General features: G+C 38.9%; 19 protein-coding genes. 14 read left to right on the forward strand and 5 right to left on the reverse strand.

Annotated elements, in window-relative coordinates; all coding sequences use genetic code 11:
• Positions 1 to 22: 22 nt before the first annotated feature.
• Together KYH19_RS08170 and KYH19_RS08175 are read right to left on the reverse strand one after the other, a co-directional pair.
• Positions 23 to 1,483, reverse strand: coding sequence for a TolC family protein (locus KYH19_RS08170; RefSeq protein ID WP_219078287.1), 1,461 nt, complete (start codon positions 1,481 to 1,483; stop codon positions 23 to 25).
• 4 nt (positions 1,484 to 1,487) lie between these two features.
• Positions 1,488 to 2,735, reverse strand: coding sequence for an efflux RND transporter periplasmic adaptor subunit (locus KYH19_RS08175; protein WP_219078288.1), 1,248 nt, complete (start codon positions 2,733 to 2,735; stop codon positions 1,488 to 1,490).
• Positions 2,736 to 3,065: 330 nt separating this feature from the next.
• Here KYH19_RS08175 and KYH19_RS08180 point away from each other — a divergent pair, with 330 nt between their 5' ends.
• The gene (locus KYH19_RS08180; RefSeq protein ID WP_219078289.1) at positions 3,066 to 4,436 is read left to right on the forward strand and encodes a YeiH family protein; all 1,371 of its coding nucleotides are present in this window, start codon (positions 3,066 to 3,068) and stop codon (positions 4,434 to 4,436) included.
• A 748-nt stretch (positions 4,437 to 5,184) separates the two neighbouring features.
• The gene (locus tag KYH19_RS08185) at positions 5,185 to 6,072 is read left to right on the forward strand and encodes a sugar phosphate isomerase/epimerase (protein ID WP_219078290.1); all 888 of its coding nucleotides are present in this window, start codon (positions 5,185 to 5,187) and stop codon (positions 6,070 to 6,072) included.
• A 41-nt stretch (positions 6,073 to 6,113) separates the two neighbouring features.
• On the opposite strand, the gene KYH19_RS08190 is transcribed toward KYH19_RS08185, so the two are convergent.
• Both KYH19_RS08190 and KYH19_RS08195 read right to left on the reverse strand, forming a co-directional pair.
• On the reverse strand, positions 6,114 to 6,740 hold the full coding sequence (locus KYH19_RS08190) for a hypothetical protein (RefSeq protein ID WP_219078291.1): 627 nt from the start codon (positions 6,738 to 6,740) through the stop codon (positions 6,114 to 6,116).
• Between the two features lie 219 nt (positions 6,741 to 6,959).
• Positions 6,960 to 8,099: a sensor histidine kinase gene (locus KYH19_RS08195; protein ID WP_219078292.1), complete on the reverse strand. Its 1,140-nt coding sequence runs from the start codon at positions 8,097 to 8,099 to the stop codon at positions 6,960 to 6,962.
• A gap of 77 nt (positions 8,100 to 8,176) precedes the next feature.
• Between KYH19_RS08195 and KYH19_RS08200 the strand changes: the two genes are divergently transcribed.
• Positions 8,177 to 8,320, forward strand: coding sequence for a hypothetical protein (locus KYH19_RS08200; RefSeq protein WP_165902672.1), 144 nt, complete (start codon positions 8,177 to 8,179; stop codon positions 8,318 to 8,320).
• 17 nt (positions 8,321 to 8,337) lie between these two features.
• Here the strand turns inward: KYH19_RS08200 and KYH19_RS08205 are convergent, their stop codons facing one another.
• Entirely contained in the window at positions 8,338 to 9,063 is a 726-nt protein-coding gene (locus KYH19_RS08205) for a LytTR family DNA-binding domain-containing protein (protein WP_132399830.1), read from the reverse strand.
• Positions 9,064 to 9,516: 453 nt separating this feature from the next.
• Between KYH19_RS08205 and KYH19_RS08210 the strand changes: the two genes are divergently transcribed.
• From KYH19_RS08210 to KYH19_RS08260, 11 genes are all read left to right on the forward strand, one after another.
• Positions 9,517 to 10,521 carry an LLM class flavin-dependent oxidoreductase gene (locus KYH19_RS08210; protein ID WP_219078293.1) on the forward strand — a complete coding sequence of 335 codons (1,005 nt, stop codon included), beginning with the start codon at positions 9,517 to 9,519 and terminating at the stop codon, positions 10,519 to 10,521.
• A gap of 406 nt (positions 10,522 to 10,927) precedes the next feature.
• A complete protein-coding gene (locus KYH19_RS08215; protein WP_132399834.1) occupies positions 10,928 to 11,491 on the forward strand; it encodes an RNA polymerase sigma factor in 564 nt (187 codons plus the stop codon).
• 63 nt (positions 11,492 to 11,554) lie between these two features.
• Positions 11,555 to 12,499, forward strand: coding sequence for a FecR family protein (locus tag KYH19_RS08220; RefSeq protein ID WP_219078294.1), 945 nt, complete (start codon positions 11,555 to 11,557; stop codon positions 12,497 to 12,499).
• Positions 12,500 to 12,736: 237 nt separating this feature from the next.
• Complete coding sequence (locus KYH19_RS08225; protein ID WP_255562591.1) at positions 12,737 to 15,967, forward strand: TonB-dependent receptor; 3,231 nt, start codon at positions 12,737 to 12,739, stop codon at positions 15,965 to 15,967.
• A gap of 11 nt (positions 15,968 to 15,978) precedes the next feature.
• Positions 15,979 to 17,502 (forward strand): RagB/SusD family nutrient uptake outer membrane protein, encoded by a 1,524-nt coding sequence (locus KYH19_RS08230; protein ID WP_219078295.1) that lies wholly within the window; start codon positions 15,979 to 15,981, stop codon positions 17,500 to 17,502.
• Positions 17,496 to 19,361 carry an alkaline phosphatase gene (locus tag KYH19_RS08235; protein WP_255562592.1) on the forward strand — a complete coding sequence of 622 codons (1,866 nt, stop codon included), beginning with the start codon at positions 17,496 to 17,498 and terminating at the stop codon, positions 19,359 to 19,361. The genes KYH19_RS08230 and KYH19_RS08235 overlap by 7 nt, the downstream gene beginning before the upstream one ends.
• 233 nt (positions 19,362 to 19,594) lie before the next feature.
• Positions 19,595 to 20,497 (forward strand): metallophosphoesterase, encoded by a 903-nt coding sequence (locus KYH19_RS08240; RefSeq protein WP_219078296.1) that lies wholly within the window; start codon positions 19,595 to 19,597, stop codon positions 20,495 to 20,497.
• 342 nt (positions 20,498 to 20,839) lie between these two features.
• Positions 20,840 to 22,135: an esterase-like activity of phytase family protein gene (locus KYH19_RS08245; RefSeq protein WP_219078297.1), complete on the forward strand. Its 1,296-nt coding sequence runs from the start codon at positions 20,840 to 20,842 to the stop codon at positions 22,133 to 22,135.
• Between the two features lie 175 nt (positions 22,136 to 22,310).
• The gene (locus tag KYH19_RS08250) at positions 22,311 to 22,691 is read left to right on the forward strand and encodes a LytTR family DNA-binding domain-containing protein (RefSeq protein ID WP_132399848.1); all 381 of its coding nucleotides are present in this window, start codon (positions 22,311 to 22,313) and stop codon (positions 22,689 to 22,691) included.
• Positions 22,692 to 22,699: 8 nt separating this feature from the next.
• Positions 22,700 to 23,167 carry a hypothetical protein gene (locus KYH19_RS08255; RefSeq protein ID WP_219078298.1) on the forward strand — a complete coding sequence of 156 codons (468 nt, stop codon included), beginning with the start codon at positions 22,700 to 22,702 and terminating at the stop codon, positions 23,165 to 23,167.
• A 121-nt stretch (positions 23,168 to 23,288) separates the two neighbouring features.
• Positions 23,289 to 25,064, forward strand: a complete 1,776-nt coding sequence (locus KYH19_RS08260) for an aminopeptidase P family protein (RefSeq protein ID WP_219078299.1) — start codon at positions 23,289 to 23,291, stop codon at positions 25,062 to 25,064.
• Positions 25,065 to 25,340 lie beyond the last annotated feature (276 nt).

The raw sequence follows: 25,340 nt of genomic DNA on the forward strand, positions 1-25,340 counted from the left end.
TATAATTAGTAATTAAGATTTATTAATAGGTTATTTTTCTGTTTTTTTCGAAATCGTAAAGCGAGAGGTAACGGAGCTGGTAGTAAGCACCCCAGAAATCGCGCAGGGAGGAAACATAATCGCGTTTAGCCCTGTCGTTTTCCTGAAAGGCGATACTGAGGTCGGTAATGCTCAGGTTGCCCAAAACATACCGCTCGCTGGCAATTTTGTATTTTTCGGCAGCAATCTTTTCGGCTTCATCAGTAAGCAGAATCTGTTCTTTCATCATGTTAAAAAGCGTTACCTGCGTTACAATCTGTTGTTTAAACGTCTGTTTATCCTGCTCTACAGCATAGGTGATAAATTGCTCGTTGGCCTGAGCAGTTTTGGTACGCGATTTAGATCTTCCCCAATCCATTACAGGGATAGCAAGTTTTAATTCGACGGATTGCTGATTTTTTGGCGAACGATAAATGTCGAAAGCGCTGTTTGCCGCATTAGAGAAACCAAGGTTAGCCCTTAAGGTTGCAGTTAAGCCATTTTCGCCTTTTGCTTTTGCTACATCTCTTTTAGCTTCGGCCAAACGTCGGATAAAGCCAATGGCATCCGAACGGTTTTCGAAAGCCTCGGCCAGAACTTTCTCAGTAATTACGGTCATTTGGGCCACTACTGCAGGCATATCCAATTTAATCCTATCGTCGCCTTCAATGCCAATATAGCTCCGCAAGTTTAAGGTGGCAATTTCTACATCGCGTTTTGCGGTACCAACTGCCTTCTGTGCATTTAAAACTTCTAACTGAAGCTGCAACATTTCGTTTTTAGAGATTTTGCCCAATTCGAATTTTGTACCGGCAATGGTTAAAATGCGTTTGGTGTTCCCATAATTTAAATTGGCAATGTTCAGGTTAACCTGTGCCAGTAACAAATCGAAAAAATACTCTGTAACCGTGATGGCAATTTTTTCCTGTGTTTCTATAAAAACCTGTTTGCTTTCATTGAATTTTAAGGGTTCTATTTTCTTATCCCATTTTAGGCTGTTAAACTGTAGTAAGGGCTGTGTATAACCAATACCGTAGGGGATTCCGTTGTACAGCACGCTATTCCTGTCAAAATCGTCAAAACGTTGGAGCTGTGTGGTTCCATAAACAGTTCCTCCGGTGGCGGCTATGCTCTGACTAAAATTTAATGTCAACGAGGAGTTATCGTAGTGTACCGGTTGAAAAAGTATACTTCCGTTAGGCTGTTGAACCTGTGTGTAGGTTTTGGTGTATCCCGGTAAAATCCCTTCCAGTGCGAGTTGTGGCTGGTAATTGGATTTAAATGTGCGCCACTCCCAATATTTGGTTTCCTTTACGGTGATGGCCTGTTTGGCAGCAATAGAATTTGCCTTCGCCATTTCCACAACCTGTTGTAAGGTGAATTGCAGGGTGTCAGTTTTTGGAAATGCGAAACCCTTCAAAGTAACTACAATCAATAAACCCATAAATAAAAATTTCCCTCGCATAGTCTTAATTACTGATGGTTATGGTTTTTGTATTTTTATAATTACCCATATCTGAGGTAATTACCTCATCGCCAGCTTTTAATCCGCTTAAAATTTCTACATAATCGAAATTGCTTAAACCGGTTTTAACGGTTCTACGTTCAGCAATACCATTTTTAAGTACAAAAACTTCTTGCAGGTTGGAACCATTAAATGCCGGACCATTGGCAATCCTTAATACACCATTTCTGGTGGCGGTAACCAGAAAAACATCAACTTTTTGGTTTGGCCGAAGTTCTTTACTGTCTTTTTGGTTCAATTGAATATCAAATGAAACAATGGCGTTGCTTACTGAAGGAGAGATGTTTACAATGGAGCCACGTAACTGTGTATTGCCGATGCGGATAATGGCAGCCATATTGTTGTGGATTTTATCGAGCAGGTTATCAGACATGCTCCCGGCAACTTTAAAACCGCTTAAATCGGCAATTTTGACCAATGCATCACCCTCATGTACACTCGATCCTATATTTTTGTTTACCCAGGTAATTACGCCGGGCCTTGTTGCAACTACGTCAGCCAGATCGAGCTTTCGTTTTAGCGCATTGAGATCGTTCCTCTGGATGGCCAAAGCAATTTCAGCTTCCCTGATTTCAATTTTCATGGTCTGCTGTTTGCTCTTGATCTCATTTTCCAGTTGAAGTTTTTCTAGTTCAGCAACTTTTAAGTCAAGTTCTGCGCGTTCTACATCTTCCTTTGTTCCGCCGCCTGCTTTTAATAATCTTTTAGCTGAAGAAACCGCATCTTTAAGGTTACTGATCCGTAATTGTTTAATGTTGTTATTGGATTTGATATCGAAAAAACTCTTCTCCAGATCCAATTTCAGCTTACGGATCTCATTTTCTTTTGATTCCATTTGAAACTGAAGTTTTCCATAATCTGTTTGGCTAACCGATTTATCAAGCAATAAAATCGATTGACCTTTATTTACTTTGTTACCGGCATCCATTGATACATTTTTAATCGATGCGTTTATCGGACTCGTTAAAACCTCTTCGAATTCAGGTAGTACCTCGCCGGTAGCGTTAATGGTATTTTCGATTATTCCGGTCTCTACCCTGGCTGTAGTAATATCAGCATCGGTTAATGATGGCTTAAAATAAAACCGTACCAACCATAAGATAATGGCGAGAACAATGATGATGATAAAAATGATGAGGTAAGTTTTCTTTTTCCTTTTCGAAGAAACTTCTTCTTCAATGAGTTTGTCCATTCAAATAATTTACAACAGGCTTTACAATAGGGGTGCCATTGTTAAGTTATTGTTTTATAGGTGTTTAATTTTTATTTTGGATTTGAAAATGCCCGATATCGAACATCCTGTTTATTATCGGGCAAAAAAAATGAATTACTGAGTTTTAGACAGATTTGCGATAAAGGATTTAAGGTCAAATATTTGTTACGGATAAAATCTTGCTGAATAACTACTTTAGTTAGATATTGGGTAACGGTTTATATTATAATAAGATCGTATTCGCTTGCTGTAGCTTGCTAAATGCCAGAAAAAATATTTTTAGAACTGAAATCAAATTAACATCATACTATGTCGAATCAAAATAACGCAGCAGATACTACCGGGGCCTTAACAGATGCGGGGATAAGCCCGGATAAGAAAACATTTTTACAATCACTCACCGAAGATTGGTGGGCAGTTATATTGGGAACAATTATCATTGCCGCTGTACTTTATTTAACCAGCAATGGCACTGTAATCAGTTTACCTGCATTTAAATGGGCAAACAGTGAAGATCTTTTGGGAAAAATATTATCGGTAGCTAACTTATTGCGGATTGTTGAAATGGGGGCTGTTTTTCTGGCTTTAGCTTCAATAGCTATAGGTTTATCAGGGGGGAATGTTGTACGGTTTGCTGGTGGTTTTGCGCTTATCTATTTGTTAGCCATTGTTTCCTTTATTATCGGAGGCAATAAAAGTGTATCCTATTTTGGATTAGAATATGTGGTATTTGCACTGCTTATAGGTATCGCGTTAGGTAACTTAATCAGGTTGCCATCCTGGCTAAAAGAAGCGGTAAGATCTGAATTTTATATTAAGACAGGTTTAGTCATATTGGGAACTACTATTTTGTCGGCCGATTTGATTAAAGCTGGTTTGCCTGGTATTATACAGGCGGTTATTGTTGTTACCGTAGTCTGGTTTTTTTCGATGTGGTTGAGCCGCAAGTTAAAAGTTGATGATGAATTTGGTGTGATATTAGCGTCAGCAGTATCTATATGTGGGGTTTCTGCAGCAATTGTAGCCGCTGGCGCTATTAATGGCGATAAACGTAAGTTATCTTATGTAACCACTTTAGTATTGATTATGGCTATCCCGATGATGATCATTTTGCCCTGGGCGGTAAAGTATTTTCATATACCTGAAGTGATTGGAGGAGCGTGGCTGGGCGGTACTTTAGATACCACGGCAACCGTAACTGCTGCAGGCGATTTGGTTGGACCAATAGCTGTTAAAGCGGGTGTTATTGCCAAGTTTTCGCAAAATGTTTTTATTGGTGTTGCTGCATTTTTCATTGCAATATGGTGGGCCTATAAAAAACCTAAGGGTGATGATGGCGTAATCCTTAAAGCAGAACGGCCGGGATTGAAAATTGTATGGGAACGATTTCCGAAATTTGTATTGGGTTTTGTTGCGGCATCGTTGGTATTTTCTTTTCTTTTATCTCCTGCAACGGCAAAAAGTGTCGGACCAACCTTAAATGGTTTACGCACCGTATGGTTTGCAATCGCATTTATTTCTATTGGGATGGAAGCAAAATTTTCATCATTGGTGAAACTTCAGGGAGGGAAGCCTGCATTTACTTTTGTTACCGCACAAATATTTAATATATTCTGGACTCTGTTATGGTCGTATATTTTATTTGGCGGGTATTTATTACCTGTGCCTGATTTTAAGTAGCTGAAGGATTGGGTTTACTCTAGTCCATCGAAAAGTTACATTGACATTATTTTACAAATCATTATTAATCATAGCTTTAATTACTTTAGTATTTCCGCCCAGCTAGGCCATAGCACGATATCTCCGTTCTACTTAAATCCGGCCTAACAAATTTTTCGGGCTGCACTGTCCAAGCCAACCTACTAGCTTCGAAAGAAAATTTTCAGCCGGTGTTTTTTGTTTCTTTTTGACAACAAAAATAAAGAGCCTTTCGGCGGCGGCGAGCCGAGGCAAGACCGCGCCGTAGGATAAGAGAAGACAATAGTACGTCACTCATATTGATTTTAAACAATTAATTAATCCTTAGGATGACAATTCTATATTTATGAGACAGCCTCTTTTTTACTCTTTTTGTTTCGTTATTTTCCTAATGCAACAATTTGCAAATGCATTTGTATCCAGGCTAGTCATTTCTGTGGTTAGTGCAAACAAATCGATCCAGGTTCAATTTTGGTGTTTTACCCAATACCAGGGTATGTTTTTCAGTAGCTCCGCTCAATTTTAGATCGGCGTTGTTTTCGATTACGTTATATAAACTCTCCTTATTTTGTTTTCCTTCCCAATCTGTGATTTTACTGATACAAAACTTAATGGGCAGATTTTATATTATCTTTAAACAAGAATCACCGGCGCTTATTGCTAAGCTATTCGTTTAATTGGGCGAGGGGAGTGCCTTGAGAATCCATTTTTTTAACCAAATCATTTGAATATGAGAATTACAAAATTTAGCTACCTGGCTTTTTTGATTTGCCTGATTTATATCGGTTTTTCTGGTTTTAGTTCTGATAAACAGGTTTATCCGCGATTAGGTATAGTATCTGGTTTAACACAGGATAGTTTAGCTTATGCATCTGGTTTTAAGATGATCGGCGAATCGGTTCCGAAGATACTTTCACCTGCATTAACCGATGATCAGTTTAATGCCAATTTGAAAAAGATTAAAGCGGCAAAATGTAAAGTATTAAGCTGTAACCTTTTTTACCCGGCAAGTTTAAAAATAGCCGGACCTGAGGTAGATGAGGCAAAGGTTTTAACTTATACCGAAACGGTTCTTTCAAGAGCGCGACAAGCGGGAGTTAAGTTTATCGTTTTGGGCAGTTCGGGTGCAAGAAGCATTCCCGCAGGTTATAATATCGTTAAGGCAAAATCTGATTTTGTTATTTTGGCTGGAAAGTTAGCGCAAATTGCCGGAAAATATAGCGTTACCATTTTGTTAGAAAACCTTGAGACTACCGAAACTAACTTCATCACCTCGTTAAAGTCGGCAGCAGAGATTGTAAGGGAAGTTAATCACCCTAATTTCAGACTTAACGCAGATATTTTCCATATGATGCGTGAAGGAGAATCTCCTAATGAAATTATTGAGGCAGGCGACTTGATTGGATTTTCAGAGGTTGCCGAAAAACAAAACAGGACATTGCCTGGTGTTATGGGCGACGATTTTAAACCTTATTTAAGAGCTTTGCACAAAATAAATTATAAAGGGTTCATTTTTATTGAGGGGAGCATCAAAAATCCGACTACCGAAATGCCACTTGCTTTTAAATATCTGTCTGCTCAGATTGCAGAAGTATATTCGGAAAAGAAAACGGATTAATTATTATTCTTTCCTAATTGCTATAAGGGTTGTAAATGCGGTTATTTAGATAATGAAACTAACGATTGGGTGCTTGTTTTAGCTGTAGTATGATCAATATTTGGCAAACGCATTTTTGCAATGCTGGTTTCAACAGTTAAAGATGGGTTTTCTTTTTTAGCAATTGTAGCTATGTCTCTTACGGTGCTTGATAACATTTTAAGCGTAAGCATAAATTTGCGTTCGATATTCCTGATCTTTTGAAAATCTGCATTTGGATTAAAGCGTTCGGCATTTGAACACTCACATAGGTTAAATTGGATACTATCTAAAACAACCAGTTTGTCTGTAATTTGGTTCAATACATTATCCGAAAGATTTAACCCCTGAATAGCGATTACCTTGTTGTTTTTTACATAATAATCTAAGCCATTAAAACTAATCAGGGTTAAGTTTTTTCTGTTTATGATGTATTCTTCCTTTGGAAAGTTGTTGTTTGATAAATTTTTATTGTATGAATTGTGCTGATCAGCCAGTCTCTTAATGATCGCATTTCCGTCCAATTTTTCTATGTTCTCCGAAATGTTAGCTGGTTCTGTTGGCTTGTTTTGGGCAAGAGCACCAATTGTTAAGCAAGAAAATGAGGTAATTAAAGAAAATATTAGAGCGGTTGGTTTGATAAATTTCATGCCGCAAAAATAAGTTTTTAATTCTATTAAACGAATTTTTGTAGGTTTAATATTACGATTTGTTTGTTGTTTTTTATTTTTTTTGATGACAAAAATCAACTTTTTGGTAGTTAAGTTATTTGTCACTTATGATTATACGTGAACGGTATGGCTTTGATATATAAAATCCATGGAGCAGGCCAAGTAATTTAAGTCTATTATTTCAAACAAATTTAATTGTTAAAAAGAGATAATTTGTTCAGTCTTTTTACCTCTAGCTTCTGTTGTCAATGCATCCAAGTAAATACTGATGTTTAAAGTGTAGAAGCCTTCTTCGTCAATTCCTGCGGTCATTTCTGCATTTTGATGGTAGGCATACTTGAGTCGGTTACTGATATTATCCATCCCTGAACCAAAGCCTACCGTGCTTTTTATTGATCTCGGTAAATTACGGCTCTCAATATGCAATTTTCCATCAAAAGTGTAAACATCTATAGTTGCCTTATTTTCTACATCATTAAGGTTTCCATGTTTAAACATATTTTCTAAAATAGTAAGCAAAACAAGTGGAATTAATTTAATTTCATCAAGGTCAGGTCCACTGGCAAACTCAATATTAATTGCACCTTGAGTAATTCGGTGCAGGCCGATCAGGTTTTCACATTGTGAAATTTCATCACTTAAACGGACATAACCTTCATTGTGTTGCGTGTTAGCTGCAAAGCGCATCATGTCGGAAAGGTAAAGCATCACTTTTGCATCTTCCGGAGCGTAAGCACTTAGTTTTTGGTGTACAAACTCAAATGTATTAAAAAGCAGATGGGGATTGATCTGTGCTTTCATGAAAGCATTCTTAGACATGGCCAGTTCTTTATCCATCTTTTCCTTCTCAATAAGCATTTGAAAACGCTGTTTTTCAATACGTGATTTTTCTGTCCTTTCACTGATAAACTGCTTTAAGAAATAATAACCAGTAGAAAAAAGCAGGAAAAAAGAAGATCTCCATAGTAAAGTGAGTAAACGCGTTTCTACCGGCGCTGCTGCACTGGGGATGTAGTCGGTGTATTTTCTTAAAAAGACATCAAGGTAAAAGACAAAACCAACATATAAAGCAAGTTCGAAAATAACAAACAAAGGAATTTTATATATCGCCCTCCTTGGGAATATGGTCGCTTTTTCGAGTAGCCAGACATGTAAATAAAACAGGCAGATGTTTACGATATAATGGACTACATAATTCCCGAATTTGCCAAAAATCCCTGTTGCCAATCCAATAATGACAGATTCCCAAAAGATAAAAGATGCCCAGGCTATTAAATGCACGCGATACTGATAAACCCAATTATAGATCATATTGGGACTCCGGTTTAACCTATCCATAAAGAGATTTTTACCATTCATGTAACAACTAAAATTATAGGGGACTGTTGCTGCTAGTTTTCGAAAAAAAAATGATTATGAAAACTAAAAAACTTAACAAACGGACCCTGTTCGTATTCAAAAAAAATTATACTACAGGCATGCAGGCTGGAACAATCCATTCAGATCCAACAACATCTTCACTTACCACTACGGTTAGCTCTGGCATCCTTTTCAATTAAAAATATATCAGTAGCCGTTATTTTTTACGGCTACTGATGATTAACCTTTCGGAAATAAAACTTTTAAATTCATTATAATAAATATCCCCAACGGTAAAGCTAATGTGGTTATTCATGGTAATCCGATTTCCATCAATATACAAAATCTTATCAATGGCTACGATATAACCACGGTGTAATTGGATAAAACCGTTTTTGATGCTAAGCTGTTCCCGAACATCTTTTAAGCTTAAGTAAGCGATAATTATTTTTCCTAGGGTATGTAATTTAATATAATTATGAAAACTTTCAAAGGCAATAATATCTTCATATTTAACCATTACCGCACGGTGCTCTTCTTCCTTATTTTTCACCAGAAAATAATCTTCGTTAGCGCCGCCAGTCATTTCATGTCCGAAAAGCCGGGTAATTGTTGTTGCAAATTTAGCATAGCTATATGGTTTAAGCAAATAAGCGTCTCCTGCAGCTTCAAAAGCATCAAAAGCATACTCTTGATGTGAAGTAGTGAAGATAAGTTTTCTGGTTCTGAAGCGGATGGCTTTGGCCAGTTCCAACCCTGAAATTTGTGGCATTTCCACGTCCATAAAAATTATATCAACCGTTTCTGAAGTGGCTAGCTCCCTTAAGGCAGTAATTGGGTCAGTATATTGCTGCACAAGCCGCATGTTTGGAGTATCATCTATATATTTCTGTAGTCCTACTAAAGAACTGTACTGGTCATCTATGGCTATGCACTTAATCATCTTCAAAAATCTAGTTCTCTTATAACGAAATTACGCCTTTTTGTAACGAAAAGAATACTATCTGTACGCTTTAATTTTAAATTTTTCCCATATTAACTAATTTAATTCATAATTTATCAATTAAGTTTATTAGATGCAGGCAATAGCTCCAATCCATAAAATATGTTGGCATACTGATAAAAATATATACCACCTTTAATGGATTTACTAATCTATTATAAGTTTGAAATTTATTCAAATTAAGAGCGTAGGCTCGTCCTCTTTGTTACAAGAGTATACATATCCCTACACCTGTGTAGTTGTAGCTGTTTAATTAAGCCATTTCATTTTTGGTGTCACCGCATTGCAACATGCGGTACAGATTATGTTGGCTAAACGTCATATATATTCATTTGAAACGAGACTTGGTTTTATTAAAGATATTTTTGCAATACAGATTTATCCCTTTAATTTATGGCTGATCACTTATTGAAAAATGTACTTTATTCCGTTCTCGATCTTGCAACTGTTTTAGATGGTTTTACTGCTGCAGATACCTTTAAAACCAGTCTTGATTTAGCTAAACAATCTGAAACTTTAGGGTATACACGTTACTGGTTTGCCGAACACCATAATATGGCCGGTGTAGCCAGTTCCGCAACGGCGGTACTTATTGGTTACATTGCCGGTAATACGAATAGTATACGCGTAGGTTCCGGAGGCATTATGCTGCCCAATCACGCACCCTTAATTGTAGCAGAACAATTTGGCACATTGGCCTCACTTTATCCTAATCGGATCGATCTGGGTTTGGGCAGGGCACCAGGAACCGATCAGGTTACGGCAATGGCCATCCGTGGCGAAAACTTTAATGCTGCTCATAGTTTTCCCAGGGATGTTGAGAAACTGCAACAGTTTTTCTCCGCCAGTAATAACCGGGCAAGTGTAAGGGCTATGCCAGGAGAAGGCCTGGACATTCCAATCTGGATTTTAGGTTCAAGTACTGATAGCGCACGCTTAGCTGCAGAAAAAGGACTTCCTTATGCTTTTGCCAGTCATTTTGCCCCAACCTATTTCGAACAGGCGATATCCATTTATAGAAATAATTTTAAACCATCAGCATTTTTACAGGAACCTTATGTAATGGCCTGTGTGAATGTGGTGGCTGCAGATACTGATGCAGAAGCAGAACGTTTGTCAAGTTCTGTAAAACGGATGTTTTTAGGTGTAATAACAGGTAAAAGAGAATTACTAAAGCCTGCTGTTGATGATATTAATGTATATTGGGATCAGTTGGAAAAAGAATCAGTAGAGCAGATGTTGTATTATTCTTTTATTGGCAGCGCTAATACCATTAAAGAAAATTTAGAAGCATTTGTTACCAAATATGGTATAAACGAGGTCATGAGCACGTCGCATATTTATGACCATCAGGCAAAATTGCATTCGAATAAAATTTTTGCCGGGTTGTTTAGATAGAAGATAGGTCGTCATTTCGTAGTCGAGAAATCTATCCAGGTAGATCTCTCCATTCCGTTGCACTTCAGTCGGGATGACGACCGTTTTATTGAAGATATCGAACGTGTGGTCAGAATCCTGTCCATTTTACATTTTACATTTTACATCTTACATTTTCCATTTAACCACCGAGTTCACAGAGAAAAAACTACAGAGGACACAAAGTTATTCCGATACAATTTCCGCGGTAGTCTTCTTAGATCTGCGGGAAGCTAGTCGTCTGAGTTTCCCGCGGATACCATTGACGTGCGCAGAATCCCGTCCATTTTACATCTTACATTTTCCATCATCACTTACTCTTTAAGATTTCTTAATAATAAGGGAATATTGAGCTGCTAGCTTTGCTGCGAAAAAAAGCACCATCCCTTTGAGCGAAACTTTACTTTCATCTTTACAGTGCGGAAGCCGTTGGGCCATGGAAAAAATTTACCATGTTTATTGGGAAGAAATTTTTGATGCTGCACTAAAAAAAACGGGTGATGAAGCCCTTGCACAGGATATTACCCAGGAGATTTTCATTTCGCTTTGGGAAAATCATAAAACGATTAACCTTTCTGGAAGCCTGGGTGCTTATCTGCATGGAGCTGTAAAATATAAAGTGATTAACTATTTCAGATCGGGCAGTATTAAAGAACAGCACCAGGCTGCGCTTACAGTCCTGATGGATGAGCAACATACTGCCGCAGCGGATGATAAACTAATTTTAAAAGAGCTTCACCTGGAGGTAGATGCAGCCATTGCGCTTTTACCCGAAAAAATGCAATTGGTGTTTTCGATGAGCCGAAAACAGGAGAAATCCATCAAAGAAATCGCTGCTGAACTTGACGTTTCTGTACAAACGGTAAAAAACCAGATCTCAGCAGCAATAAAACTTCTTAAAAAAAGTCTTTCCTATATCCTGTTAATTGCTGTATTTATCGGCTTAACATAAAGTTAATCTATAGATAACATTTTTGGTTAGTACCGATCTTCTTTTCAACTGACATGTATTTAAATGACAGAAGAACAGGCAAAGGAACTGCTGCAGAAATATCTCGATCAACAGGCAAGTCCGCAAGAGCAAAAAAAAGTTGAAGAGTGGTACGCCACACTTCAAGCAAAAGATGTGGTGTTACCCGCCGATCGGAAAGCAGCGATAGGGGCAGAAATGTTTGCTCACCTTCAGATCGCTATGCACGGGAAGCCAAAACCCGGCAAAGTATTCAAATTGCAATCTTTTATCAGGATCGCCGCCGCCGTATTCCTCATCATTACAATTGGAATAATCGTTTGGAAACTCAATACCAAAGTGACTTCTGAAAATCAGGTAACCGTAGTTACTGGAAATACACAACATAAGCGAATTACGCTATCAGATGGTTCGGTGGTTTTATTAGGCCCGTCAGCGAAACTCTGCTATCCTAAAACCTTTCCTTCAAACAGCCGCCATATTGAACTTAAAGAAGGGGAAGCTTTTTTTGATATTGCTCATCAGGAAAAAAGGCCGTTTACAGTACATACAAGCGCTGGGGTAGATATTAAAGTTTTAGGGACCTCTTTCAAAGTTAAAGCTTATCAGGGCAATAAACAGCTTGAGGTTGCGGTAGTTACGGGTAAAGTTGCGGTGAGCAATCAAAAAGGGAACCTGGCTACACTGGTTAAGGATGAGTTTTTAACCTATGATAAAAATGACGGTCGCGCTGCCATCCGTAAAATCAAAGCGTCTGCTTTTATCGAATTTGCTTTTGATGGTGCAAACCTCGATCAGGTGATCTCTAAACTCCAATACGTGTACAGCATTAAAATTTTGCTGAACGATAAGGCTTTGGGCAAACTTAAAACTACTGCATCTTTCAGCAGCAAACAATCGCCTGAAGAGATTTTGGATATTATCTGCAGTCTGCATCACCTCAGGTTCAATGCATCAAAAAATCATAAAACATTTAATATATACAGATGAGATAGGATATGATATAGAAATTTTCTACGGTACCGGTCAGATCGTTTGCCGTAATCTTTCTTTCTGGCAACAAAACCCAGTATAATTAAAGCTTTACAAAAATAAAATCAAACAAATTAAGCAATGAAAACAACCTCCGCTAAGAGGACACCAGCTCTTTACAAGATCATGAAATACTCATGTTTAACATTTACAATCCTCTGCATTTTTTGCAGCTCTATTCTCGCTTCAGCAGGGATGGCCCAAAAATTAGAGAAAACTACGGTTAGTATTACCATAAATAAAGGTCGTAAGATGACCGAGATCATCAAAGAAATTGAATCCCGTACCGGACTCAGTTTCGTCTACAATCCAGATCAGCTGCAACAAAAAAAAATGTTTTTAAGCGGCGATTTTACCACAGAACCCGTAAGATCACTTTTAGACAGACTTGGTTTGCAGGTTTTAGAAAAAGGTGGATATGTGATTTTAAACAATGCCGTGATGAATAAGCCAGACCGGACGATCACAGGGGTAGTAAAAGATACCACAGGTTTGGCACTTCCAGGTGTTTCGGTGAAGGTATTGGGCACACAAAGTGGTACTATTACCGATGGTAACGGTGCTTATCGTATTGCAGTTGGCGCTGATGCCGTGCTGTCATTCTCCATGATCGGATATCAGACCAGGGAAGCAAAAGTAGGCGAAAACCAGGTCATTAACATAGTTTTAAAAGAAGAACGTTCAACACTTGCTGATGTAGTGGTTGTGGGTTATGGCACACAGAAAAAAGAAACCTTAACCGGGGCAATCAGTATTGTGGGGATGGATAAACTTTCTTCACGTTCGTTAAACAGCGTAGGCGAGGTGCTTGCCGGAAAAACCCCAGGTGTGATTGTAACCAATGAGGGGGGCGATCCAACTTCTGCACCACGTATCAATATCCGTGGCTCAGGCGGTATTAATGGAGAAAATGTACTGTATGTAATTGATGGATCTATATTTTCAGGTACACCACAGCTTAACCCTAACGATATCGAATCAATTTCTGTGCTAAAAGATGGATCGGCAGCAATTTACGGAGCAAGGGCTTCGGGAGGTGTGGTATTGATTACGACCAAAAAAGGTAAAAATGGTAAAATGCAGATCAGTTTTGATGCCAAGGTTGGCCAACAAAGCGCCTGGAAAAAGCTAGAACCCCTAAATGCACAACAACGTTCACAGGTAGCAGCAACTGCGGCCAAAAATGGCGGAACTACGATTTTGCCTTCCTTTGATGCTGCAAAATACCCTGACGGACAGATTACCCGCACCAATTGGATGGACGAGGTTTTTAGGGATGGATTGTTGCAAGACTACAATGCCGCAATAAACGGTGGTAGCGAAAAATCGAACTATTATCTAAGTTTTAATTACCGCAATGCAGAAGGGATTGTGTTAAATACCAAAGCCAAACGTTACAACTTCAGGATCAATACAGAACATGAGGTGACCAATTGGTTAAAAGTTGGCGAAAACCTTTCATATAGCAGTACCAATGGAAACGGAGCCAATACCAGCAGCGATTACACAGGAGCCTTGCTTTCGGCCATTTATTACCCAACCAATGGTACACCTTATAATGCAGATGGAAGTTTTGCAGGTTTGCCAGGACCGTATGCAGGAGATTACGGGGATGTAATTAACCCGGTTGCTGAGTTGAAACGTATCGATATTAACAACCCTAAAAATGTATTGGTGATTAATCCATATGTTAACGTTAAACTGGCTAAAGGTTTAAGCTTTAGATCGAATTTAAGTATCACTAAAATTGATTCTACATTTAAAAGCTTTACCCCCAAAAGGCCAGAGGTAGGTAAACCTGTGTTGAGCAATAGTTTGCGTGAAAGTAGCAACAATAGCAACGATTTCTTAGCAGAACAAGTGTTAAATTACAAAGGTAACTTTGGTAACCATCAGCTCGATCTTACCGGTGGCTATTCATTTCAAAAAACACAGTATAGAAGTCTAGTTGCTTCAGGGGCTGGTTTTGACGATGAATCGCCACAGTACAGGTATTTGATGAATGCTACAGTAATACAGCCTTCATCTAGTGGTTATAGCGCGCAAGCACTTTCATCATTGTTTTTTAGAGCAAACTATAGCTATCGCGAAAAATATCTGGCATCGTTTATCGGTCGCCGTGATGGATCATCTTTACTACCCCAAAATAACAGGACCCGGAATTATGGTTCAGCTTCTGTTGGATGGATAATGAGCAAAGAAGATTTTCTTAAAGATGTAAGTTGGTTAAATGAATTGAAATTAAGGGCTAGCTATGGCTTTCTTGGTAATTTAGCAGCACTTACTTCTGCTGCGGTTAATCCATTACTAAGCCCAACGCAAAGTTATTTTGGACAAACGCCAACTTTGCAAAATGGTTATGTTCAAACGGTTTTGGCCAATCCTAATATCGCATGGGCAGAATCTAAACAAACAAACTTTGGTGTTGATGTAGCCGCATTAGGCAGATTGAGTCTTACAGCAGACTATTTTGTTAAAGAAATTGATAAAATGATCCTGGTGAGAACATTACCCGGGACAGCAGGTTTAAGTACTCAGACCATTAATGCCGGTAAAGTAAAAGATAAAGGTATTGAGTTAGGATTAAGTTATAATAGCGATAAAAATGCAGCTTTTACTTACTCGGTAAATGCTACTTTAACCAAAATAAACAACAATATAGAAGAACTTATTCCTGGTATAGAAAATCAGGTTGTATCTACCAATTTCCGGAATGAGGTTGCCCCCCTTACCAATAGGGTAGGCCAACCACTGTATAGTTATTTTGTATTAAAAACGGATGGCATTTTCCAAAGTCAGGCAGAAGCCGATAACTACAAAAATGCGAAGGGAGCTAAGATTCAGCCTAATGCAAAAGCAGGTGATTTTAAATTTGTAGATATCAACGGCGATGGATCTATTGACAGTAAAGACCGTTATTTCGCTGGTAGCGCTTATCCTGATTTCTCATATGGATTGAGCTTTAATGCAAGTTATAAAAACTTCGATTTCAACATTTTTGCGCAAGGTGTACAGGGTAATAAATTGTTTAATGCGGTAAAACGTACTACTTATAGTGCCAGTGGGCCATCTTACAATAAACTGGTTGGTATTCTTGATGCCTGGTCGCCAGAGAATCCAGGAGGCAAAGTACCGATTATTTCGACCAGCGATGCCAATGGAAACTTTGCAGCTTCAGATTTTTATATCGAAGATGGTTCTTATCTGCGCATCCGTAACGTAACCCTGGGTTACAGTTTACCAAAATCGATTGCCAATAAATTAAAAACAGGTGGGGTAAGAATTTATGCCACAGCAAACAACCTTTTTACCATTACTAAATATTCAGGTTTTGATCCGGAAATCGGAATGGACAACAACGGAGTGGATGTTGGCCGTTATCCGCAAGCCAGAAGTTTTATCCTTGGTTTAAGTGTAAATTTATAATCACAACAATAATGAAAACGAATTTAAAATATATGGCATTTGCCGCCCTAGCTGTTTTCTCTTCATGCACAAAGCAGCTCGATATTACACCTGAAGGTTCTCCATCGGCACAGAATTTCTGGAAAACAAAAGAGGATGCATTGAAAGCCGAAGGTGGAATGTACGAAATGTACAATGCTGAAGATTTTTACGGTCGAGGGATGTTCTGGTTTATCAATGCCAGCGATGATATGGTTACCGGCCGCAACAAGCCAGAGGCTGATAATATTAAAAACTTTAACCGTACTTACGTAGGCGGTGGTTATACCGAAACGCAGTGGAGTATGCGTTATGCCATCATCAAACGTGCCAACGATATCATTACCAATGTACCAAAGATCAATATGGATGAAAGTTTAAAGAAACAGATCATTGGCGATGCTTATTTTAATGCCGGTTTGGTTTATTTTCAGCTGGCTGCAAATTATGGAAACGATAAAGCGGGTGTACCAATTGTTAAACCTGAAACCGATGCATCTCAGCCCATTCCCCGCGCCAGCAATGTAAACGAGAACTACGATTATATTATTTCACTTCTTTTAAAGGCAGCTGATAACCTTCCATTGTTTTCAGCAATGAAACCTGCAGATTATGGGAAAGCACATAAAACGGCTGCATGGGCTTACCTATCTAAGGTGTACCTGTTCAAAAAAGATTATGCCAATGCTGCTAAATATGCTGATATGGTCATCACTTCAGGTCAGCATGATTTAATCAATACGGGTTTTGCTGATGTTTTTAAAGCAGCTAACAACTGGTCGAAAGAATACATTTGGTCGGTAGTTTGTACGCCAAGCGGTGGCGGAACAGGCTGGGGCAGCAAGCTCCCTGGCGTAATGTTAACCAACAAAGCATGGGGTATTTATAATGGATGGGGTTATTACCTGCCAACCAAAGAACTTTACGACTCTTACGAAGCTGGCGATCAACGCCGTGAAGCCACCATTTTGAAACCTGGCGATAAATTTATGTTCTTTGGAGCCGAGCGCAGCTTTACTAAAGATGGGGGAGCAACTTCAAATTACCAGTTTAAAAAATACATGGAGCCGTTTTCTTATGCCAACCCAATTCCAACACACGTTAACCCTAACGGTGATAATGGAACTACGGATTTAAATGTGCCATTAATGCGTTATGCAGAAGTTTTGCTGATCAAAGCTGAAGCTGCAATTAACCTAAGCGGTGCAGGAGCGGGTGATACTGAACTAAATAAAATCAGGCTTCGTGCAGGCTTAAGTGCTAAAACAGGAATGACTATAAATGACCTTAAACGCGAACGCCGTAATGAGCTTGCCGGAGAGTGGGCAGATCGTCACCGCGATTTAGTAAGATGGGGCGATGCTCAAGCCACTTATGCTAAACCATTACACGATTTTGATGGAAGTGTAATCTGGCCGGCAAGAACTTTCAACCCACAGGTACACGATGTTTGGGCGGTGCCACAAAGAGAAATCGATAACAGTGCAGGTGTAATTAAACAAAATCCAGGATGGTAAAAAAAATAGGGATAAACTTTGCAGTGCTGGCCTTTGTGCTGGGGCTGCAAAGTGCATCTGCCCAGGTAAAGCTAAATGCAAACCGTGGACATAGCCATAACGATTATAAGCAGGAAATCCCTCTTCTAACGGCATATTACGCCGAAATGGGATCTATTGAGGCGGATGTATTTTTGAAAGACGGACAATTATATGTAGCACATGAGGCTTCAGAAATTAAACCGGGTTTTACACTTAAAAAAATATACCTCGATCCGCTGGCTCAGTTTTTTAAAGCAAAAGGAAATCATCCTTACAGCAATGCGGCCTTAAAACTGCAATTGGTGGTTGATGTAAAGGAAGATTACAAACATGTGCTCCCCGTATTGCTAAAAGAGCTCGAAAGTTATGCTGAGGTATTTGATGCAAAAAAGAATGCCAATGCCATAAAAGTTGTCGTTAGTGGTGATATGCCTATTCCTGCCGATTTTAAAGATTATGATGAGAAATTATTTTTCGATGGCAGGCCGACTACTACTTATACCGATGCACAATTGGCCAGGGTAGCGATGATCAGCGATGATTTGAAAAATCAGACTGTATGGAATGGAAAGGGTAATCCGACCAAAACAGATGAAGCAAAGATGAGAGCCACAATTGAACAGGCACATCGTAAAGGCAAACCTTTCCGCTTCTGGGCTTCGCAGGATAGTCCGAACACCTGGATTGTGCTCGAAAGGCTTGGCGCAGATTGGATTAATACTGATCAGCCGACCAAACTGAAAGATTTTTATCTTCATCAGGATAAATTGAGTTATACCAATACAAAGCCATATACGACCTATACACCGACTTATAAAACCGATGGACAAGACAAAGCACCCAAACATGTTATTTTATTAATTGGTGATGGGATGGGACTAGCTGCAATCCACGCTGGCTTAATTGCCAATCATGGAGATCTGAACATGACAAAGTTCCATTACGTTGGCTTTTCTGAAACCGCTGCTGCTGATGCCGGAAACACCGATTCGGCTGCGGGAGGTAGTGCCATGGCAATTGGTTATAAAACGAATAACCGTTACATCGGTATGGGACCTGATGATCAGAATAAAACCAATTTGGTTGATACCCTATCTCTTTTCGGTATCAAAAGTGGTATCATCACTGCAGGTGATCTGACCGATGCCACACCAGCAGTATTTTACGCCCATCAGATGGACCGTTCTTACAACGGTGCGATTGCAAATGATCTGTTAAGCAGCAAGGCCGAGGTTTTAGTCGGTTCTAACCGCAAAGCTTTCGAGCAGAATAAAAACAGCAGGCTTTTAACAGATCTAAAAACTAAAGGTTTTCAGGTAACAAATAGTTTAGCTGATTTTGAAAAGCAACATGAAGGTAAACAATTGGTTTTGCTGGATGATTCGGCTACCAGATCTGTAATAAAAGGCCGTGGCGATATGCTTAAAAAATCTTTATCACATACCACGCAGATTTTATCTAAAAATAAACCTGGTTTCTTCATTATGGCCGAAGGTGCGCAGATCGATTACGGTGGCCATACCAACGATCTGCCTTATCTCATTACCGAATTACACGATTTCGACCGTACTATTGCCGAAGCTCTTCGCTTTGCTGATCAGGATGGTGAAACATTGGTGATCGTAACAGCTGATCATGAAACCGGAGGATTAACACTTTTAGATGGAGCCGCCGAGAAAGGAATGGTAAGGGGCGAATTCAGTACCAATGATCATACAGGTATTATGGTTCCGGTGTTTGCCTACGGTCCTGGCTCGCAAAACTTTACTGGTGTTTATCCTAATAACCAGATTTTTCATAAAATCATGAAGGCTTATCGTTTAGCGAAGGCCAAATAAAAAAGAATAAACCAAATCCCAATGGCGGTCTCTGTATACCAGAGCACAATATCATTAACCACTGATGCACACAGATAAGCACGGATCTATATCTGTGTGCATCATTTTTATCTGTGGTTAAATATATTTACATGTACCTAATACTTAACGTAATCACATTGTTAATAATACCGCTCTTTTAATTCGTTTTAAGTTAACATACGTTGCTAATTTAACCCAACAAATAACAGACAATGGAAAGAAGATCTGCACTCAAAAATATCGGTGGCCTGTTTTTGCTGCCAACCTTATCAAAAATTTCGTTCTCAACAGAGAAAAAGCCTGTTTTAAGGGTTGCGCACATTACCGATGTACATCTGAAAAACCAATTTAATGCACCAGCAAGATTTGCAAAATGTTTGCACCACTTACAGGCACAATCTCCAAAAGTAGATCTGATTTTAAATGGTGGAGATATTGTTTTCGACATGAACAAAGAAAACATAGACCCCATTAACGATCAATGGAAGCTTGTACAGGAAACGATGAAAAACGAATGCAGCATTCCTGTACGTTATTGCCTGGGGAACCACGATATCTGGTGGAACGAAGATAGCAAGGGTGATGTTTTTTATGGAAAAAAATATGTCATGGATAAATTGCAGTTGGCTAAACCTTATTACAGTGTGGTACAAAGCAATTGGAAAATCATTGTGCTGGATAGTACCCATTTGGATATCGATAATACCTGGTACATTGGTAAACTGGGCGATGAGCAATTAGATTGGCTTAAAAACGAATTGGAAAATACCAATAAAACGATGCCCGTGATGGTGATGTCGCACATTCCGATCCTTACTGCACTATTGATGATAGAAGATAATATTGTAAACAAATGGACCATGTTGGGTGGTGACATGCATACCGATACCGCTAAAATTATTAACCTTTTTTATCAGCATCCCAATGTAAAACTGTGTTTAAGTGGCCATTTGCATATGCGTGATAAAGTGGTATATAACAATGTAACCTATCTTTGCAATGGAGCGGTATCTGGTGCGTGGTGGGAAGGCAACAGAAGAGAAACCGCACCAGGTTACGGTTTAATTGATTTGTATGAAGATGGGAGTTTTGAAGAAAAATATGTGAATTATTAAATGATGGAAAATGTAATATGGATGATGGAGCAGGCTAGGTTTAGGCCCAGTTGAATACTGCATCTGTATAGTTGTTCTACGCTTCAAGTCCTTCATTCATAAACCTGACAACAACGGAAATCCTTTTTGTTTTGCAGCAACCTCAGCATGACAGCATCACAAAAAGATTGAAGTGGATGGCAGGGCTGCAGTTCCCGATTGAAAAATGGGCATACATTTCCAAAAAAAAGCAAAAATAATCCATAAAATCTGAGCGGAACTTTCTAACGTTCTAAAACTATTCTTGTTATTCCCTTAACATTGCCTTCATATCCAGATCCTTGCTTTGTTTAAAAAAAATAAATGAAGAAAGAATTACTCACCTTAATTGTAGCCATATCTATCGGTATGGTATCGTGTAAGAAAAGCCACGAAGAAACTCCTGTAGAATTTACTTATCCTGCCGTTGCAGAAGTGTCCGATCCTTCGGTGCTTTTCACAACTGCTGCTGGCGTAAAAGTGTATAACGGTGGTTTTGGTTCAGCAGTTGCCGCCGATCCTAATTCGCCGGATGTTTTTTATATGCTGACGGACAGAGGGGCGAACGTTGCCGGACAGCTCGCAAACTCAATCATCATCGGAAGACCTGATTTTGATCCACAGATTGGAAAATTCAGGCTGAAAGATGGGAAATTGGTATTCGAGCAAACTATCGAACTTAAAAATGCATCTGGCAATAAATTAAACGGGCTTCCAAATCCTGCGGGAATGGGGGCTTCTGGTGAAACCGCTTACGACTTAAATGGACAGGTGATTGCTCCAAATGCCGATGGAATCGACTCAGAAGGCTTGGTAAGGGCAGCTGACGGATCATTTTGGATCAGCGATGAATACGGTCCACATATTTTACACATCGATGCGACTGGTAGAACAATAGAACGCATTAACCCATTTGGGACAGGAACCGGCGGGCGTACCATTCCAGCTGTATTTGCCCGTAGAAGAGCAAACCGTGGTATGGAAGGTTTGGCCATTACCCCGGATGGAAAAACTTTGGTAGGCATAATGCAGTCGCCAATGTACAATCCGTCTAAAGCTGCAGTTACCAACTCGGTGGTATTAAGAATTTTGACTTTTGATATCGCAAGCGGAGCTACCAAACAATACGCTTACCTGATGGATAATACCACTTTAACAGGTGTGAGCGATATTGTTGCCGTTAACAGTACTACTTTCCTAACCATTGAACGCGATGGATTATATGGCGGAGCAGCAAGCAATCCTGCAACATTTAAAAAAGTTTTCAAAATAGACCTGAGTGCTGCTACCGATATTTCTGATTCCGGCAATGGTGCAACAGGAAAACTTTACGGCGGCAAAACCGTAGAAGAACTGAACAATGCAGCAGGTTTAAGCACAGCGGGAATTACCCCGGTAAGCAAATCCATTGTTTTAGACCTGTTGAAAGATCTACCTTCCATTTATCCGCACGATAAAGCAGAAGGTTTAGCCTTACTGCCAGGCAATATCCTCGTAATTTCTAACGATGATGATTTTGGTGTAGTGGATAATGGAGCAAGTGGCTTTGCACAAAAAATATTGCCTCTAACAAATTCGGTTGATAGAAACCGTTTATACTTTGTTAAAATTAAACTTTAAAGCATTTAGCCATGTGTCAACTGACTCATGGCTAATTTATATCATAATAAGGTATAAGCTGAAGATAATGTATAATTAGTAAGTCTGTTAATACCGTAATTTTACCCTTTCTGTGTCTTTCTGTTTGGATTCGGGTTAAGATTGCTAAGTTTGGTGCAGCCTATCTAATTTGCCTATGTATTACAGTTGTGCAATTGTTGACGATGAACAACACGCCATTGATGTACTTCATGATTATATTGAAGACATCTGTTTTTTGAAACTGTCTAGTATCTTTAATGATCCCATTGATGCTTTAAAAACAATTAGTGCCGGAGATAAAATCGATTTTCTTTTTTTAGACATAGATATGGATGGAATGAAGGGAACTGAATTGTCCCGACATCTCCGCTCCAAAGCCAGGTTTGTGATCTACGCATCTTCCCATCTTGAAAATGAGGTAAGAAAAATAGATTCCAGCTTTGAATGTTATCTGGGCAAACCGATCTCCATGAAACGTTTTGCAGATACCATTGATAAACTGATACGACTTAATAATCTGCCGATAAACAATTGAAATAGTTTATGATCGAACTTACTTACCTTTTTAAACAGGAATTTTTAGACGATGTATCCTATCAGTTAATCCGGGCAGGTACGAAAGATCCTTGGTTAGTGTTATCCGGATGCAAAGTGCTGGGTATTATTGATGAAGTTGAAGGCACATGGACCCAAATTGTTGGTGAAGATATTCCTCCAGTGGCTGTTGAAAAGATGGGCGGTTTGATTAGTAGACAGCAATTAAGCTGGTTGCCAGATCTGATTAAAAAACAATGGCCAAAATACGTACTTGATGTAGTTGTAGAAAATGTAGAATGTTACGAAATAATTTGCCATGCAGAAACTTGTTTCAAACGTTTTTTACGACGCTTTACACCAGGTGTTCATGCGTTGGCGCAAAGAGAATCTGCCCTTGTTTTTAAAGTGAGGTGCTTTGGTAAATCGGATTGTTATGAGGTGTTTAAAGCGCCGGCGGCCAACCGGTATGCTTAATATTTCCAAAATATTTTAAGGTAAATACAACTGTATTTTCAAAATTATATTAATTCCTACTTGTTTTAAGCGCTGATGTGAATGTAATATTTAAATTTGGCCCGATAAAACAACCCTCAATATGACCTTTTTAGAAAAATTGGAGGCCTTACGCCAATTAATGCTTGCCCAACAGGTAGATGCTTATATTATTACCGCTGCAGATCCACACATCAGTGAGTATTTACCAGCGCATTATAAGGCCATACCTTTTGCTTGTGGATTTACAGGGTCGGCTGGTACGCTGGTCATTACTCAGGATTTTGCAGGTCTGTGGACTGATTCGCGATATTTTACACAGGCTGAATCAGAATTGAGTGGTACCGGTTACGAATTGGTAAAGTTAAAAGTGCCACATACACCAGAATATATAAATTGGCTGCTCGAAATTTTGCCAAATGGTGCAAAATTAGGGTTTAACCACCAACTCATTACTGTGGCATTAGCACTTGAGATGCAGAATAGTTTAGCCCAGCGTGAAATAGAAATCATAGATATTGATTTTGTCAGTACGATTTGGCAGGATAGGGTAGGTCTACCCGTAGAAAAGGCTTTTTTAATTGATGAAGAAGCTGCGGGCCTTAGTATTACGGCTAAAATAAACGAAGTAAGAGCGGCGTTAAAAACAAATGGTGCGGATTATCATTTTATTTCTTCGCTTGATGACATCGCCTGGCTGTTTAATTTAAGGGGAAAAGATGTAGATTATAATCCTGTAACTTTAAGTTTTGCATTAATAACACCTGAAGCGGTAAACCTCTTTATCGACAAACAAAAGTTGTCGCAAAATGATATTAATATTTTAAATGAGCATAGTGTAACTTTGCAACCCTATGGTGAAGTGGCAAAAGCATTAACAAATCTGCCTAAAGACGCTAAAATTTTTATCGATCCAAAACGTACCAGTTTCGGCTTGTTTGAATGTTTGCCAGAAAGTTCCAAGATAATTCTGGGAATTAATCCAGGTACGCATTTAAAGAGTTTAAAGAATAATACTGAAATTGATCACATCCGCAAGGCGATGTTGCAAGATGGGGTTGCTTTAACCAGGTTCTTTAAATGGATGGAAGATCATTTGGGCAAAGAAAAAATTACAGAATGGTCTGCAGCAGAGAAATTGGCCAAATTTAGAGCAGAACAAACATCTTTCGTGGGTTTGAGTTTTAATACCATTGCTGGTTATAATGCAAATGGTGCATTGCCACATTATAGCGTAACAGCAGAAAGCAACCAGGAAATTTTAGGTAATGGTTTGTTTCTTGTCGATTCGGGAGGTCAGTATTGGTATGGTACAACCGATATTACCAGGGTAATGCCTATTGGTAATTGCTCCGTAAGCCAGGCTAATGATTATACGTTAGTATTAAAGGGCCTGATTGAAGGTTCTAAATTAATTTTTCCAGAAGGTACCAAAGGTTATCAAATCGATTCCATCTGTAGAAAACCGCTGTGGGAACATGCCATAAATTTTGGTCATGGAACAGGGCATGGTATAGGTTTTTTTCTGAATGTACATGAAGGACCTCAGAATATTAGTCCGGCAAATGTAGATGTTGCCTTTAAGCCAGGAATGGTAACCTCCATTGAACCTGGAATTTATCGCCCCGGGAAACATGGCGTGCGGATTGAAAATCTGGTTTTATGTATCCCTTACGCAGCTAGTGAATTCGGCGATTTTCTCACTTTTGAAACCTTAACTTTATGTTTTATCGATACCACGATCATTAATAAAACACTTTTAGCAACAGATCAGATCACCTGGTTAAATCAATACAATCAAATGGTATTTGAGAAGCTTAAACCTATGTTATCTGATGAAGAAGCCAAATGGTTGAAAGTGAAATGTCAGCCTAATTAATCATTGTTTACCAATTATTCTAAAGAATGGTCTGTCATTCCCGCACAGGTGGGAATCTTAACTGTATCGTCATCCGATAACTATTGGATGACGACTAATTTTTGGAATGTGCCATTGATCATCCCGATGCCATGCTAATATGCTGGGTTTTTCCTCATGTATGATAATCTGCGTTTTTTGCGTAATCTGCGGGAAATTAATGGACTAGTATTTAATATAATCACTGTCAGTCTGAGCTTGTCGAAGACCCTTATTGCTATTAGTGATAAACTGCTT

The sequence above is a fragment of the Pedobacter sp. D749 genome, assembly GCF_019317285.1.
GTDB lineage: Bacteria > Bacteroidota > Bacteroidia > Sphingobacteriales > Sphingobacteriaceae > Pedobacter.

Coding starts and splice junctions, on each gene's coding strand:
- KYH19_RS08235 (WP_255562592.1), top strand. CDS start 17,496: ATGGTAAAAAAAATAGGGATAAACTTTGCAGTGCTGGCCTTTGTGCTG.
- KYH19_RS08220 (WP_219078294.1), top strand. CDS start 11,555: ATGACAGAAGAACAGGCAAAGGAACTGCTGCAGAAATATCTCGATCAA.
- KYH19_RS08240 (WP_219078296.1), top strand. CDS start 19,595: ATGGAAAGAAGATCTGCACTCAAAAATATCGGTGGCCTGTTTTTGCTG.
- KYH19_RS08225 (WP_255562591.1), top strand. CDS start 12,737: ATGGCCCAAAAATTAGAGAAAACTACGGTTAGTATTACCATAAATAAA.
- KYH19_RS08200 (WP_165902672.1), top strand. CDS start 8,177: ATGAAAACTAAAAAACTTAACAAACGGACCCTGTTCGTATTCAAAAAA.
- KYH19_RS08185 (WP_219078290.1), top strand. CDS start 5,185: ATGAGAATTACAAAATTTAGCTACCTGGCTTTTTTGATTTGCCTGATT.
- KYH19_RS08205 (WP_132399830.1), bottom strand. CDS start 9,063: ATGATTAAGTGCATAGCCATAGATGACCAGTACAGTTCTTTAGTAGGA.
- KYH19_RS08260 (WP_219078299.1), top strand. CDS start 23,289: ATGACCTTTTTAGAAAAATTGGAGGCCTTACGCCAATTAATGCTTGCC.
- KYH19_RS08190 (WP_219078291.1), bottom strand. CDS start 6,740: ATGAAATTTATCAAACCAACCGCTCTAATATTTTCTTTAATTACCTCA.
- KYH19_RS08250 (WP_132399848.1), top strand. CDS start 22,311: ATGTATTACAGTTGTGCAATTGTTGACGATGAACAACACGCCATTGAT.
- KYH19_RS08195 (WP_219078292.1), bottom strand. CDS start 8,099: ATGGATAGGTTAAACCGGAGTCCCAATATGATCTATAATTGGGTTTAT.
- KYH19_RS08255 (WP_219078298.1), top strand. CDS start 22,700: ATGATCGAACTTACTTACCTTTTTAAACAGGAATTTTTAGACGATGTA.
- KYH19_RS08170 (WP_219078287.1), bottom strand. CDS start 1,483: ATGCGAGGGAAATTTTTATTTATGGGTTTATTGATTGTAGTTACTTTG.
- KYH19_RS08230 (WP_219078295.1), top strand. CDS start 15,979: ATGAAAACGAATTTAAAATATATGGCATTTGCCGCCCTAGCTGTTTTC.
- KYH19_RS08245 (WP_219078297.1), top strand. CDS start 20,840: ATGAAGAAAGAATTACTCACCTTAATTGTAGCCATATCTATCGGTATG.
- KYH19_RS08180 (WP_219078289.1), top strand. CDS start 3,066: ATGTCGAATCAAAATAACGCAGCAGATACTACCGGGGCCTTAACAGAT.
- KYH19_RS08210 (WP_219078293.1), top strand. CDS start 9,517: ATGGCTGATCACTTATTGAAAAATGTACTTTATTCCGTTCTCGATCTT.
- KYH19_RS08175 (WP_219078288.1), bottom strand. CDS start 2,735: ATGGACAAACTCATTGAAGAAGAAGTTTCTTCGAAAAGGAAAAAGAAA.